Annotated in this window: 15 protein-coding genes and 1 tRNA gene; 6 read left to right on the top strand and 10 right to left on the bottom strand. The window is 63.8% G+C overall.

Translation table 11 applies throughout. The features are described from left to right. Positions 1–17: 17 nt before the first annotated feature. The 10 genes from G566_RS0101075 to glmM form a co-directional block, all read right to left on the bottom strand. The gene (locus tag G566_RS0101075; RefSeq protein WP_022678831.1) at positions 18–329 is read right to left on the bottom strand and encodes an NAD(P) transhydrogenase subunit alpha part 2; all 312 of its coding nucleotides are present in this window, start codon (positions 327–329) and stop codon (positions 18–20) included. An 11-nt stretch (positions 330–340) separates the two neighbouring features. Continuing rightward, entirely contained in the window at positions 341–1,468 is a 1,128-nt protein-coding gene (locus G566_RS0101070; RefSeq protein WP_029131101.1) for an NAD(P) transhydrogenase subunit alpha, read from the bottom strand. A 27-nt stretch (positions 1,469–1,495) separates the two neighbouring features. Next, positions 1,496–1,621, bottom strand: a complete 126-nt coding sequence (locus G566_RS14965) for an aa3-type cytochrome c oxidase subunit IV (protein WP_022678829.1) — start codon at positions 1,619–1,621, stop codon at positions 1,496–1,498. Between the two features lie 106 nt (positions 1,622–1,727). Continuing rightward, complete coding sequence (gene folP, locus G566_RS0101060) at positions 1,728–2,717, bottom strand: dihydropteroate synthase (protein WP_022678828.1); 990 nt, start codon at positions 2,715–2,717, stop codon at positions 1,728–1,730. Further along, entirely contained in the window at positions 2,711–4,735 is a 2,025-nt protein-coding gene (locus G566_RS0101055) for a M13 family metallopeptidase (RefSeq protein WP_022678827.1), read from the bottom strand. Before G566_RS0101055 ends, folP begins: the two co-directional genes overlap by 7 nt. Before the next feature lie 168 nt (positions 4,736–4,903). After that, positions 4,904–6,067 (bottom strand): site-specific DNA-methyltransferase, encoded by a 1,164-nt coding sequence (locus G566_RS0101050; RefSeq protein WP_272868122.1) that lies wholly within the window; start codon positions 6,065–6,067, stop codon positions 4,904–4,906. Between the two features lie 179 nt (positions 6,068–6,246). Beyond that, positions 6,247–6,828 carry a ribonuclease HII gene (locus G566_RS0101045; RefSeq protein ID WP_022678825.1) on the bottom strand — a complete coding sequence of 194 codons (582 nt, stop codon included), beginning with the start codon at positions 6,826–6,828 and terminating at the stop codon, positions 6,247–6,249. Then, positions 6,828–7,610: a bifunctional hydroxymethylpyrimidine kinase/phosphomethylpyrimidine kinase gene (thiD, locus tag G566_RS0101040; RefSeq protein ID WP_022678824.1), complete on the bottom strand. Its 783-nt coding sequence runs from the start codon at positions 7,608–7,610 to the stop codon at positions 6,828–6,830. The genes G566_RS0101045 and thiD overlap by 1 nt, the downstream gene beginning before the upstream one ends. Continuing rightward, the gene (locus G566_RS0101035; RefSeq protein ID WP_022678823.1) at positions 7,600–7,827 is read right to left on the bottom strand and encodes a DUF1272 domain-containing protein; all 228 of its coding nucleotides are present in this window, start codon (positions 7,825–7,827) and stop codon (positions 7,600–7,602) included. The genes thiD and G566_RS0101035 overlap by 11 nt, the downstream gene beginning before the upstream one ends. After that, a complete protein-coding gene (gene glmM / locus G566_RS0101030) occupies positions 7,827–9,179 on the bottom strand; it encodes a phosphoglucosamine mutase (protein WP_022678822.1) in 1,353 nt (450 codons plus the stop codon). The genes G566_RS0101035 and glmM overlap by 1 nt, the downstream gene beginning before the upstream one ends. A 46-nt stretch (positions 9,180–9,225) precedes the next feature. On the opposite strand from glmM, the gene G566_RS0101025 reads away from it, so the two are divergent. The 6 genes from G566_RS0101025 to G566_RS0101000 all read left to right on the top strand — a co-directional run bounded on the left by G566_RS0101025 (position 9,226) and on the right by G566_RS0101000 (position 12,447). Further along, a complete protein-coding gene (locus G566_RS0101025; RefSeq protein ID WP_022678821.1) occupies positions 9,226–10,218 on the top strand; it encodes an aldo/keto reductase in 993 nt (330 codons plus the stop codon). Between the two features lie 79 nt (positions 10,219–10,297). Continuing rightward, on the top strand, positions 10,298–10,903 hold the full coding sequence (locus G566_RS0101020; RefSeq protein WP_022678820.1) for a bifunctional transcriptional activator/DNA repair enzyme AdaA: 606 nt from the start codon (positions 10,298–10,300) through the stop codon (positions 10,901–10,903). 33 nt (positions 10,904–10,936) lie between these two features. Further along, a tRNA-Ser gene (locus G566_RS0101015) sits at positions 10,937–11,026 on the top strand. 179 nt (positions 11,027–11,205) lie between these two features. Beyond that, positions 11,206–11,793, top strand: a complete 588-nt coding sequence (locus G566_RS13095) for a lytic transglycosylase domain-containing protein (protein ID WP_156874381.1) — start codon at positions 11,206–11,208, stop codon at positions 11,791–11,793. 38 nt (positions 11,794–11,831) lie between these two features. Continuing rightward, positions 11,832–12,152 (top strand): TrbC/VirB2 family protein, encoded by a 321-nt coding sequence (locus G566_RS0101005; RefSeq protein ID WP_029131097.1) that lies wholly within the window; start codon positions 11,832–11,834, stop codon positions 12,150–12,152. Position 12,153: 1 nt separating this feature from the next. After that, the gene (locus G566_RS0101000) at positions 12,154–12,447 is read left to right on the top strand and encodes a VirB3 family type IV secretion system protein (protein WP_022678818.1); all 294 of its coding nucleotides are present in this window, start codon (positions 12,154–12,156) and stop codon (positions 12,445–12,447) included. The last annotated feature ends 12 nt before the right edge of the window (positions 12,448–12,459 follow it).

Below are 12,459 nucleotides of genomic sequence, written 5' to 3'. Positions count from 1 at the left end.
GTCGTTTGCCCCTGCCCTTACTTCGAAGCCGCCGGCTTCTTTTCTTTTTTCTTGTACATGGCGAGCATGCGGCGTGTGACGGCAAAGCCGCCAAAGATATTCACGCTGGCCAACACGACGCCCAGCAGGCCCAGCCACTGCGACAGGCCACCGCCATCGGTGATGGCGCCCGCTGCCGCCGCGATGAGCGCGCCGACGATGATCACCGATGAAATGGCGTTGGTCACGGCCATCAGCGGCGTGTGCAGCGCCGGCGTGACCGACCACACGACATAATAGCCGACGAACACCGCCAGCACGAAGATCGACAGGATCGACAGGAAATCCATGTGCGTGCCCCTTAACCCAACAGCCGTTCGTGGACGACAGCGCCGCCCTCGGTCAGCTTGATGCCCTTCACGATGTCATCATCGGCCGGCCACACGGCGGCTTTCGCCTCCTTGTCCCAGAAGGCGTTGATCATGTTGAACAGGTTGCGGCTGTACAGCGCCGATGCATCGGGCGCGAGCCGGCTTGCCGGGTTCTTGTGGCCAATGATCTTCACGCCGTGGCGCTCGACGATTTCGCCAGCCACGGCGCCTTCGACGTTGCCGCCGCTGTCCACCGCCAGATCGACGATCACGCTTCCCGGCCGCATGGAAGCGACCTGCGCATCGGTGACCAGGCGCGGCGCCGGCCGGCCCGGGATCAGCGCGGTGGTGATCACGATATCCTGCTTGGCGATGTGCGACGATACCAGCTCGGCCTGCGCCGCCTTGTATTCGTCGCTCATTTCGGTGGCATAGCCGCCGGCGCCTTCGCCGCTGATGCCCACCACCTTCTCGACGAAGATCGCCTTGGCGCCCAGCGATTCAATCTGTTCCTTGGTGGCGGCGCGCACGTCGGTGGCGCTGACCAGTCCGCCCAGGCGACGGGCGGTAGCGATGGCCTGCAGGCCGGCAACGCCAACGCCCATGATGAACACGCGCGCGGCGGAAATGGTGCCGGCCGCCGTCATCATCATCGGGAAGGCGCGGCCATAGGCTTCGCCGGCATCGATCACCGCCTTGTAACCGGCGAGGTTGGACTGGCTGGACAGCACGTCCATCGATTGCGCGCGCGTGGTGCGCGGCATCAATTCCATCGCATAGGCGATCAGGCCGGCCCCTGCATAAGCGTCGATCTTGGCGCGATCGCTGAAGGGCGACTGGATGGCGGCCAGAATCGTGCCGGCCTTGATACCGGGCAAATCGGCCAGCGCCGGACCCTGCACGCCCAGCACCATATCGGCCCCGGCAATCACGTCGGCGCGCGGCGCCACAGTGGCCCCTGCGGCGGCATAATCGGCATCGCTGATCTTGGCACCAAAGCCGGCGCCGGTTTCAACTGCCACGCTGGCCCCAAGAGCCATCAGTTTCTTCACCGTTTCCGGGGTGGCCGCGACGCGCGTTTCAACGCCGCCGGCTTCCTTCAGCACCGCGATCTTCATGGTTTCGCCCCCAAAGCTGCGCTGCAATCAGACCAGGAACACGTAAAGCGAAGCCACGACCACAATCACGAAGATCGTGCCCCACTTGGTAAAGCCGGTGAAGCTTTCGTAGGTGGAACGGTGGCTGTCGTTCTGCTGTTCGTTGCTGGCCATGACCGGCGAAACCCTCGTTGAATTGCAGTGGCTGGTTGCAAAACCGCAACCTGTGCAGGTTGCCTGTTAGCAGACACGGCGCGGCTGTGAAGGGGCAAATGCCCGCTCAGGCCCGTGCGGGATGGCAGGCTCGCCAAACCGCGAGGGCTTGGGCGGTTTCGGGCACATCATGAACGCGCATGATCTGCACCCCAGCATCCGCTCCCGCCAGCGCCAGCGCCAGGCTGCCGGGCAGGCGTTGTTCGACAGGAACCTCACCCGCCAGATTGGAAATCAATGACTTGCGGCTGGCCCCGAGCAGGATCGGCACGCCCAAACCGTGCAGCAGCGTCAGCCCCTGCAACAGTGCGAGATTGTGGCTGAGCCCCTTGCCGAAACCAATGCCGGGATCGGCGATGATGGCATCGGGTGCGATCCCGCCGGCCACGGCTGCGGCAATCCGCCTCTCCAGCCAGTCGAACACATCGAGCAGGGCGTTGTCATACTGCGGCGCGATCTGCATCGTTTCCGGCGTGCCCTGGTGGTGCATCAGGATCACCGTGCAACCGCGCGCGACGACCAGCGCCATGGCCGCCGGATCATGGCCCAGCGCGCTGACATCATTGACGATCATCGCGCCGGCATCGAGCGCGGCCGCCATAACGGGCGATTTGCGCGTGTCGATCGACACCGGCAGCCCGGCCAGCCCGGCCCAAAGGGGCGCAAGCCGCGCCAGTTCATCAGCAACCGGCAATTCCGGCGCGCCCGGCCGCGTGGATTCCGCCCCCACGTCGATAAGTGCAGCACCGGCAGCATGCATGGCGCGGGAAGCGGCAATCGCGGCATCTGGCGCATCATGGCGGCCGCCATCGGAAAAACTGTCGGGCGTGATGTTGATGATGCCCATCACCAGCGGCAGTTGTTGATCGAACCGGGCCAATAACGGGCGTGGCCGCGTCAGCCGCTCCCGCCAGTCATCCGGCACATCGGCCGCGTCCACCAGTCCCTCGCTCCCGGCCCGAGTCAGCACCTCGGCACGCGCAAACGAAAAGGGGCCGCCGGCAAGCGGCAGCCCCTCCCCTTCACTCAGTATCGGGCGATAATAACGCCTTACCACAGCTTGATGCGCTCTTCCGGCGACAGGTACATCTTCTCGCCCTGCTTCACGTTGAACGCCTTGTACCAGGCATCGATGTTGCGCACCACGTAGGGGCGGAAATGGCCCGGCGTGTGCGGATCGGTGACCAGCTGCTGCAGCAGCGCCGGCTCGCGATATTTCTGGCGCCACACCTGGCTGAAACCGAGGAAGAAGCGCTGATCGCCGGTGAAACCATCGATAGCCTTCGGCTTCTTGCCGCCAAGGCTGCGCTTCCAGCCATCATAGGCGATGGTGATGCCGGCCAGATCGGCAATATTCTCGCCCAGGGTCAGCTCGCCGTTCACCTTCTTGCCGGCGACCGGCTCGTAAGCGCCATATTGGGCCACGACCTTGTCGGTGCCCTCCTTGAAGCGCTTCACGTCTTCAGCCGTCCACCAATCGGCAAGCCGGCCGGTCTTGTCATATTTGCGGCCCTGATCGTCGAAATGATGGGTGATTTCGTGGCCGATCACGGCGCCGATGCCGCCATAGTTTACGGCATCATCGGCATTGGGATCAAAGAACGGCGCCTGCAGAATTGCGGCCGGGAACACGATTTCGTTCCAGGTCGGGTTGGCATAGGCGTTCACCGTCATCGGCGTCATGAACCACTCGCTGCGGTCCACCGGCTTGTTCAGCTTGGCCACGGATTCGTTGAACTCGAACTCGGTCGCACGCTTGGCATTGCCGCGAACAATGGTGAGCGCCGAATAATCCTGCCACTTGTCCGGGTAGCCGATCTTGGGCGTGAACGCGGCGAGCTTCTCGCGCGCAGCCACCCGGGTCTTGGGGTCCATCCACGCCAGATTGGCCAAGCGGGCATCCATAGCAGCGATGATGTTCTTCACCAGCGCATCGGCCTTGGCCTTGGCTTCCGGCGGGAAATATTCGGCCACATACAGCTTGCCCAGCGCTTCGCCGAGCACGCCCGACGTGATGTCCACGCCCCGCTTCCAGCGCGGCGCCTGTTCCGGCTGGCCGCCCAGTGTCTTGGAATACATGTCGAAATTGGCATCGACAAACGCCTTGGGCAGGAAGGCCGCGGCATCGCAGATGGTGTGGAAGGCCATATAGTCCTTCAACACCGCCAGATCGGCAGCGGCAATCACCTTGGCGGCGCCTTCAACGGCACTGGGGTTGGCGATGATCACCTCACCCTGCACCGGGATGCTGCTGCCGGCGATCATGCGGCTCCAATCAAGCCCGGCAAAGCGGTTCGGCAGTTCAGCGACGGGCACCGGATTATAGGTCTTTTCGGCCTGACGGCGCTCCACGCAGGTCCAGTGGGTTTTCGCAATCGCGGTTTCCAGCGCAAAGATGCCTTCGGCACGGGCCGCGGCATTGTCGTAACCGGCCAGGCCCAGCATGGTGGCGATGTACGCCTTGTACTTGGTGCGAGCCGCCACGAACGATGCGTTCTTGTCGTCCAGATAATAGTCACGATCCGGCAGACCCAGGCCCGACTGGCCAGCCTGCACGACGAAGCGATCCGGGTTCTTGCGATCCGGGCCCACGCACATGAAGATCGGGCCGGGCACGCCGAGCTTGAAATTGCGGCCCACCAGTTCGGCATAATCGGCCTTGCTTGCGATGGCTGCGATGGCATCAAGCTGCGGCTTCAGCGGGGCGATGCCCTTCGCTTCGATGGCGGCTTCATCCATGAAGCTGGCGAAGAAATCACCGACCTTCTGGGCTTCGCTGCCCGGCGAGCCACCGCTGGCGGCGGCCTTTTCGATGATGGTGCGGGTGCGTTCCTGGGACAGGTCACGCAGTTTGGTGAACATGCCGAAATTGGTCTTGTCAGCCGGAATTTCCAGCGCGGCCATATATTTGCCGGCAGTGTGGCCCACGAAATCGTCGCCAGCCTTCACGCTGGTATCCATGCCGGCAACATCGAAACCAAACGTGCCGATCTGCGGCTTGGTATCGGCAGCCAGCGCCGGAACGGCAAACATGGTCAGGCCGGTGGCCAGCGCCAATATGGCCTTGAACGTCACGCGTCATTCTCCCCAACAGGTCGGTTGCCGCGCGGCTTAGCCACAGCGGCCGGCATACGCAACGGGCTGCGGCAGTTGATGCCACAGCCCGTCAGGCTGCACGTGTGTTAGGGGAACGATACGCAATTGGCAAAAGCGAAAATGCCAACGGAAAATGGATGCCAGGCGTCAGCCGTCCACAGCAGTGGCGTGACGGAACGCCTGCCGCCTGGCATCCAACGGAACCAGCCGGCCATCGTCGTCCTCGAAGTGCCAGAAGGTCCAACCATTGCAGCTTGGCAGGCCTTGCGCGGCCGCACCCATCTTGTGGATGGATCCGGTCGTGCCGGCCATGTCCAGACTGCCATCAGCTCTTACGCTTGCGCCCACACGCCGCCCCGGACCCCACAGGCGTGTGCCAGGGCGGACGTAGCCGCTCTCGACGAGACTGCCAAACGGGATGCGGGCGAGGCTGCGATTGCCTTCGCTGATCTTGATGTCGCCGCCCTCAAGCGGCAGCAGATTGTTGATACGCTCACTCGCCACTCGCACATATTTCGGCTCGCGTTCGATGCCGATCCAGCGGCGGCCGAGCAGCTTGGCGACAGCGCCGGTGGTGCCGGTGCCGAAGAAGGGATCGAGCACCACGTCACCCGGCTGGGTGCAGGCGACAAGAATGCGATAAAGCAGGGCTTCGGGCTTCTGCGTCGGGTGGGCCTTGGACGCACCGTCCTTCAGCCGCTCACCGCCGGTGCAGATCGGGATCGTCCAGTCCGACCGCATCTGCAGATCATCGTTCATCGCCTTCATGGCGTGATAGTTGAAGCAATAGCGGCTGTTTTCGCCCTTGGCGGCCCAGATCATGGTTTCATGGGCGTTGGTGAAACGCGTGCCCTTGAAATTGGGCATCGGGTTGGCCTTGCGCCAGATGATATCGTTGAGGATCCAGAAGCCTTCGTCCTGCAACGCGGCGCCAACGCGGAAGATGTTGTGATAGCTACCGATCGTCCAGATCGCGCCATCTGGCTTCAGCAGGCGATGCGCCGCCTTCAGCCAGGCGCGGGTGAAACCGTCATAGGTTTCAAAGCTGGAAAACTTGTCCCAATCATCGGTGACGGCATCGACATGGCTGCCATCCGGACGGGCCAGATCGCCACCCAGCTGCAGATTATAGGGCGGATCGGCAAATATCAGATCGACACTGCCGGCGGGCAGGCTGTTCATCATCTCGATGCAGTCACCCACCAGGATGCGATCGGTCTCCAGCTTGGGCGCGCGGGCCTTGCCGGCCAGGCCGGTATCCACCAGCAGCCGTTCGGCATCACGATGATCAGATGACCGGAAATGTTTCATCATACGCGCTCCAAAAGACAATGCGGTGATGATTCAGATGGGATTCACGGTCAAGAATCATTTGGAATCAATGAGATTCCTCGATTCGTCATATTCCGGAATCAAAAGGGGAACAAACCCACATCTTGAGTCCGGGCGGGACACGCGGACTCAACCCCTAGTGGTGTGACCCAAAAGACTCACCCCGAAGTTTCTTCCCGCAGTCGCTGCAGAACGGCGCGCACGGGCGCAAAACTGGCGCGGTGATGGGGCGTTGCACCCAATCTGTTCAGTGCATCGGCATGCGCCGCGACACCATAACCCTGGTTGGTCGCCCAGCCATAGCCGGGATGCGCGGTATCGAGTTCGACCATGATCCGGTCACGCGTCACCTTGGCGATGATCGAGGCCGCCGAAATCGCCGGCTCGCAGCCGTCGCCGCCGATGATTGCGGTGGCCGGCCAGCGCCACTTCGGCAGGCGATTGCCGTCAACCAGCACATGCGCCGGCACTTCGCCCAAGGCTTCGACGGCGCGTGTCATCGCCAAATAGGTCGCCTGCAAGATGTTGATCTGATCAATTTCGGCCACGCTGGCCTGGCCAACGCCGATCAGGCAGTCGCTGGCCTGCAGCGCATGGAACAACGCCTCGCGCCGCTTAGCACTCAATTTTTTGCTGTCATCAAGGCCCGTAGGGACCTTCCCACGCAGGATCACGGCCGCAGCCACCACCGGCCCCGCCCACGGCCCGCGCCCGGCCTCGTCAACCCCAGCGATCAGCATCAGGGCAACGGATAAAAGCCCAACGGCCCGTGTCCCTGGCCGAGCCCCGGCGCCCGTTCCAGTCCCTGCCGCACAAATGCCCGTGCGCGTTTCACCGCTTCGGGCAAGGCCAGCCCCTGCCCCAGACTGCACGCCAGCGCTGCAGACAAGGTGCACCCGGTGCCGTGGCTGTGCCGGGTTTCGATCTTCGTATCAGTGAACGCCAAATGCCCCTGCCGCGTCACCAGCCAATCAGTCAGCTGGTCACCCTCCAGATGCCCGCCCTTGGCCAGCACCGCGCGCGGGCCCGCATTCAGCAATTCCTGCGCCGCCAGCAGCATGTCGGCGGCGTCCTCCACCTCGGTCTCGGTCAGCGCGACAAGTTCGGGCACGTTCGGCGTGATCACGCTGGCCAGCGGTAACAGGCGCTGCATCATCGCCCATACGGCATCCTCCTCAATCAGCGGCGCGCCGCCCTTTGCGATCATCACCGGATCGAGCACGATGGGCACGCGGCAACCCTCAAGCGCATCGGCAACGGCGTTGATGGTGGCTTCATTGCCCAGCATGCCGATCTTGATGGCATCGACGCCGATATCATCGATGCAGGCGCGGATTTGCCCCGCCACGATTTCCGGCGGAATTGCATGCAACGCGCTCACGCAAAGCGTATTCTGCACGGTGATCGCCGTCACCGCCGTCATCGCGTAACCGCCCAATGCAGTGATCGTCTTGATATCAGCCTGGATGCCGGCGCCGCCGCCACTGTCCGACCCGGCGATGGCCAAAATCCTAGCGACCATGTTTGCGCTCCGCGGAGGCCGGATATTTCGCTAGCGCCGCACCCACCCGCAACGGCCGCACTTGCAGATCGCCACCGCAATTGGGGCACCGCCCGTCGAGCGGCCCCGCCGCACAATCCGCACAGAACGTGCATTCGAACGAGCAGATCAGCGCGCCGCCCACATCCGCCGGCAGATCGACGCCGCAGCGTTCGCAATCGGGCCGCAGTTCCAGCATCAGGCGGCCGCTGCCGCAACAGCCGCGCAGATATCATCCACCACGCGGCCGACCAGCGCCTTGTCCTCGCCTTCGGCCATCACGCGGATCAATGGCTCGGTGCCGCTCTTGCGAATGAGCAGCCTCCCCTGCCCGGCCAGTTTCGCCTCACCCGCAGCAATCGCGGCCTTCACACTGTCGGCCTCCAATGGCGCGCCGCCCTTGAAGCGCACATTCTTCAGCAATTGCGGCAGCGGATCAAACAGGTGCAGCAGCTCGCTTGCCGGCTTGCCCGAACCCACCAGCGCGGCCAGCACCTGCAAGGCTGCCACCAGTCCATCGCCGGTGGTCGCGTGATCCGAAAGGATGATATGCCCCGATTGCTCGCCGCCCACGTTGCAGCCGCGATCACGCATCAGTTCCAGCACGTGCCGATCGCCCACATTGGCGCGGTGCAGCGCGATGCCCTTCGTGGCGAGAAACCGCTCCAGCCCCAAATTGGACATCACGGTTGCCACCAGTGCGCCGCCCTTCAGCGTGCCGGCTTCCGCTGCGCGTGACGCGATCAGCGCCATCAGCTGATCACCATCCACCACCTGGCCGCGTTCATCCACAACGATCAACCGATCCGCATCGCCATCCAGCGCGATGCCGATATCGGCGCCCGATTCCAGCACCTTCAGTTGCAGCGCCTTGGGATGGGTCGATCCCACCTTGTCATTCACGTTGAAACCGTCCGGCGCGACACCGATGGCGATCACTTCGGCACCCAGTTCCCACAAGGCCGCGGGCGCTACCTTGTAGGCGGCACCGTGCGCGCAATCGATGACGATCTTCAGCCCATCCAGGCGCAGATGTTCGGGGAAAGTCGCCTTAGCAAAGTGGATATAGCGCCCCTGCGCGTCATCAATGCGCCGCGCCCGGCCAATGGCGCGCGGTTCGGCGAGCGGAATCTCCTCCTCCAGCAACGCCTCGATCGCCATCTCGTCGTCATCCGACAGTTTATAGCCATCGGGGCCGAACAGCTTGATGCCGTTATCGTGAAACGGGTTGTGGCTGGCCGAAATCATCACGCCGATATCGGCCCGCATCGACCGGGTGAGCATCGCCACCGCCGGCGTCGGCATCGGGCCGAGCAGCGTCACATCCATGCCTACGCTGGTAAAGCCGGCAACCAGCGCCGATTCCATCATGTAGCCCGAAAGCCGCGTGTCCTTGCCGATCACCACCCGGTGCGTGTGGCTGCCCCGCAGGAAATGCCGCCCGGCGGCCTGGCCCAGTTTCAGGGCGATGGCGGCGGTCATCGGCGGGCTGTTGGTCAGGCCACGAATGCCATCGGTGCCGAAATAGCGGCGGGTCTGCTTGCTGCTCATGGGTGGATTCTCTAGCCTGTGATGCAGAGCAAAGAAAGGACGCGCCATGCAGACCCACAAGATCGGCCCGCTTACCGTTTCGTCCCTCGGCCTGGGCTGCATGGGCATGGCGGGCACCGCTGGCCAGGCCGCCATGTACGGGCCTGTCGATCGCGCTGAAGCCATCGCCACCATCCACCACGCGCTCGATCTCGGCATCAACTTCTTCGACACCGCCGAAATCTATGGCCCGTTCGCCAATGAGGAGCTGGTCGCCGAAGCGCTGGCCGGCCGCCGCCACCAGGCCATCATTGCCACCAAGTTCGGTTTCCGCATCGAAAATGGCCGCGTGGCCGGCGTCAACAGCCAGCCCGCCCATATCCGCGACGTGTGCGAGGCGTCGCTGAAGCGCCTGAACACCGACGTGATCGACCTGTTCTACCAACACCGCGTCGATCCTGCCGTGCCGATCGAAAACGTGGTCGGCACGCTGGCGGACCTGGTGAAGGAGGGCAAGATCCGCGCCATCGGCCTTTCGGAATGCTCCGCCGCCACCCTGCGCCGCGCGTGCGCCGTCGCCCCCATCGCCGCCCTGCAAAGCGAATGGAGCCTGTGGGAACGCGACGTGGAGTCCGAAATCGCGCCAACCGCCCGCGAACTGGGCGTCACCTTCGTGCCCTATTCCCCGCTCGGCCGCGGCTTCCTCACCGGCAGTGTGCCGCGCGCCGAAGATCTGCCCGACGGCGATTATCGCAAGGCCGATCCGCGTTATCAGGGCGCAAATTACGACGCCAACATGGCAGCCGTCGCCGTGGTCAAATCCATCGCCGCCGCCCACGCCGCCAGCCCCGCCCAAGTCGCCATCGCCTGGCTGCTGGCCAAGGGTCCGGACGTCGTGCCCATCCCCGGCTGCAAGCGCCGCACCACCCTGATCGATACCGCCGGCGCCGCCGCGCTCACCCTGTCCGCCGCCGACATCGCCGCGCTCGACACTGCCCTGCCCCACACCGCCGGTCTGCGCTACGGCAGCAAGGCCGCGCTGGCGATGACGCGGTTGTAACAAGTTCACTCGCGAAAATCGGCCATCGTCTTCACGGTTACTATGGCGGGAGGAACGGCACGGGCGTATTTAGATCCCCATGCACGCACCCGTCGATCCGTCCGTTCACGGCCTCGATTTCGACACGATGAACGCGGCGCGTTTCGCCCGCGATCCGGCGTACGACGGTCTGTTCTTCTTGGCTGTCAAAACAACTGGCATCTATTGTCGCCCGGTCTGCCGCGTGCGCCAACCGCTCACGCGCAACATCAGTTTCTTCCCCAGCGCCGCTGCCGCCGAACGCGCTGGATACCGCCCCTGCCTGAAATGCCGCCCCGAAAGCGCGCCCTTCTGTCCGGCCTGGAACGGCACCAAGACGACCGTGGAACGGGCGCTGAAACTCATCGACGAAGGCGCGCTCGATGGTGAAGGCACGGTGGAAGCCCTCGCAACACGCTGCGGCGTCGGCGCCCGCCACCTCACCCGCCTGTTCCGCCAGCATCTGGGCGCTTCCCCCATTGAAGTCGCCCAAACCCGCCGCGTCCAGCGCGCCATGCAGATGATCGCGCACACACAACTGCCGATAACCGAAATCGCCCACGCCGCCGGCTTTGCGTCCCTGCGCCGCTTCAACGAAGTGATCAGCGCCCGCTACGGCCGCCCGCCATCAGAGTTGCGCAAGGCGCGCCCGCATAACGTGACTTGACCGGGTGCCCTCCAAACCACTAGGCCCATCCCCGGACAGATGGCCGAGTGGTTTAAGGCAGCGGTCTTGAAAACCGCCGTGGGTGAAAGCTCACCGTGGGTTCGAATCCCACTCTGTCCGCCAGCAACCCTGCGCTTTGGTCTCCCGAGGGCCGGGTTGTCGGCAACAGGGTCAATCCGTTGGTGGCGGGCGGCTGCTCGCGCTTATGATCGCTCTCTTGTGGACGGAAAGGCTGGTCGGTGTCCGACTTCGCCTTGACGATTCCCATTGCAAGTCAGTCTGACAAGCGCCTATCCAATGGCTTGTCGTTCACAGAGGGTTTCATGCACACGCGGCTGATCACGGCAGTTGCATTGGTGCTGTCGACACTGTCAGCCAGCGTGGCCAATGCCGATGTCTATGAAGTTGGCCAGGACGGCCGGATCGAACGGATCGACAGCTTGCCGCCGCGGCTCGAAAACCGGCCAGTTTCGCGCAAGGCCCGGCCAGTGCCGGTCAGCGCGCGCGCCGCCGCCTTTCGACCCGCCGTGGCAAAGGCGGGACAGATTTATGCAGTCAGCCCGGCCCTGATCGATGCCATTGCCCACCATGAATCGCGCTATAGCCAGCACGCGGTTTCGGCGGCCGGCGCGATCGGCATCATGCAGCTGATGCCGCAAACGGCGCGAACGATCGGCGTCGATCCGCAGAATGCAGCGGCCAATATCCGCGGTGGCACCGCCTATCTGCGCTATCTGCTCAATCGCTATGATGGCGACATTGTCTGTACGATTGCCGCTTATAACGCCGGACCTGCCCGGGTGACGAAATCACGCTGCATCCCCAACTTTCCCGAAACACGGGCCTATGTCGCAAAGGTTCTTGACCATCTTGCCAATGCAGCGGACTGAAAGAGGCGACGGAGACCACAGGGGGAAAGCAGATCGCCATGTCGAGCCAGACATATGCCCGCCGGACAATGGCAGCCATGGTCGCCGCAATGCTTGCCACGCCGGCCCTGGGCCAATCCGTCACGCTTGATCCGCAAGGCTCCGGTCCGCTCACCGCGGCACTCGGCTGGATCCAGGGCACGCTGCTCGGCAGCGTCGCGACGGCGGTTGCCGTCATCGCCGTTGCCAGTGTCGGGCTGCTGATGCTCACCGGCCGGATGAACTGGCGTTATGGTGCCACGGTTGTCATCGGGCTGTTCATCCTGTTCGGCGCCGGCGCGATTGTTGCCGGCATTCGCAGCGTCGCCGGGGGCGCCTGATATGGCCGAGGCCGACATGCTCGTTCGCGAGCCGGTCTTTACCGCGCTCACCCGGCCACAAATGTTCGCCGGCGTTACCTATAACTTCTTCATCGTCAACGCGTTGGTGACCATGGAGGCGTTTCTTTTAACCCGATCGTTCTGGGTTATCGCACTCGCGCTTGTGCTGCACGGCCTGGGGGTGTTGGCGTGCGTGCGCGAACCACGCATGTTCGATCTCTGGATCCTGCGCGCGCAACGCTGCCCGCGGCTGGCCAGTTTCCGGAATTGGCAATGCAATTCTTACGATCCGTGATCGCGGTGTCAT

Origin of the sequence: Sandarakinorhabdus limnophila DSM 17366 (assembly GCF_000420765.1) — a bacterium.
GTDB lineage: Bacteria > Pseudomonadota > Alphaproteobacteria > Sphingomonadales > Sphingomonadaceae > Sandarakinorhabdus > Sandarakinorhabdus limnophila.
Note: the sequence above shows the minus strand (reverse complement) of the source record. Positions and strands in the feature narration are given on the sequence as shown.

What these genes read in the sequence shown, in the direction of transcription:
- G566_RS14965 (WP_022678829.1), bottom strand. Translation starts at nt 1,621, where the DNA reads ATGGCCAGCAACGAACAGCAGAACGACAGCCACCGTTCCACCTACGAA.
- G566_RS0101025 (WP_022678821.1), top strand. Translation starts at nt 9,226, where the DNA reads ATGCAGACCCACAAGATCGGCCCGCTTACCGTTTCGTCCCTCGGCCTG.
- glmM (WP_022678822.1), bottom strand. Translation starts at nt 9,179, where the DNA reads ATGAGCAGCAAGCAGACCCGCCGCTATTTCGGCACCGATGGCATTCGT.
- G566_RS0101005 (WP_029131097.1), top strand. Translation starts at nt 11,832, where the DNA reads ATGTCGAGCCAGACATATGCCCGCCGGACAATGGCAGCCATGGTCGCC.
- G566_RS0101035 (WP_022678823.1), bottom strand. Translation starts at nt 7,827, where the DNA reads ATGCTGGAACTGCGGCCCGATTGCGAACGCTGCGGCGTCGATCTGCCG.
- G566_RS0101050 (WP_272868122.1), bottom strand. Translation starts at nt 6,067, where the DNA reads ATGAAACATTTCCGGTCATCTGATCATCGTGATGCCGAACGGCTGCTG.
- G566_RS0101045 (WP_022678825.1), bottom strand. Translation starts at nt 6,828, where the DNA reads ATGCTGATCGCTGGGGTTGACGAGGCCGGGCGCGGGCCGTGGGCGGGG.
- G566_RS0101000 (WP_022678818.1), top strand. Translation starts at nt 12,154, where the DNA reads ATGGCCGAGGCCGACATGCTCGTTCGCGAGCCGGTCTTTACCGCGCTC.
- G566_RS0101020 (WP_022678820.1), top strand. Translation starts at nt 10,298, where the DNA reads ATGCACGCACCCGTCGATCCGTCCGTTCACGGCCTCGATTTCGACACG.
- G566_RS0101075 (WP_022678831.1), bottom strand. Translation starts at nt 329, where the DNA reads ATGGATTTCCTGTCGATCCTGTCGATCTTCGTGCTGGCGGTGTTCGTC.
- G566_RS0101070 (WP_029131101.1), bottom strand. Translation starts at nt 1,468, where the DNA reads ATGAAGATCGCGGTGCTGAAGGAAGCCGGCGGCGTTGAAACGCGCGTC.
- thiD (WP_022678824.1), bottom strand. Translation starts at nt 7,610, where the DNA reads ATGGTCGCTAGGATTTTGGCCATCGCCGGGTCGGACAGTGGCGGCGGC.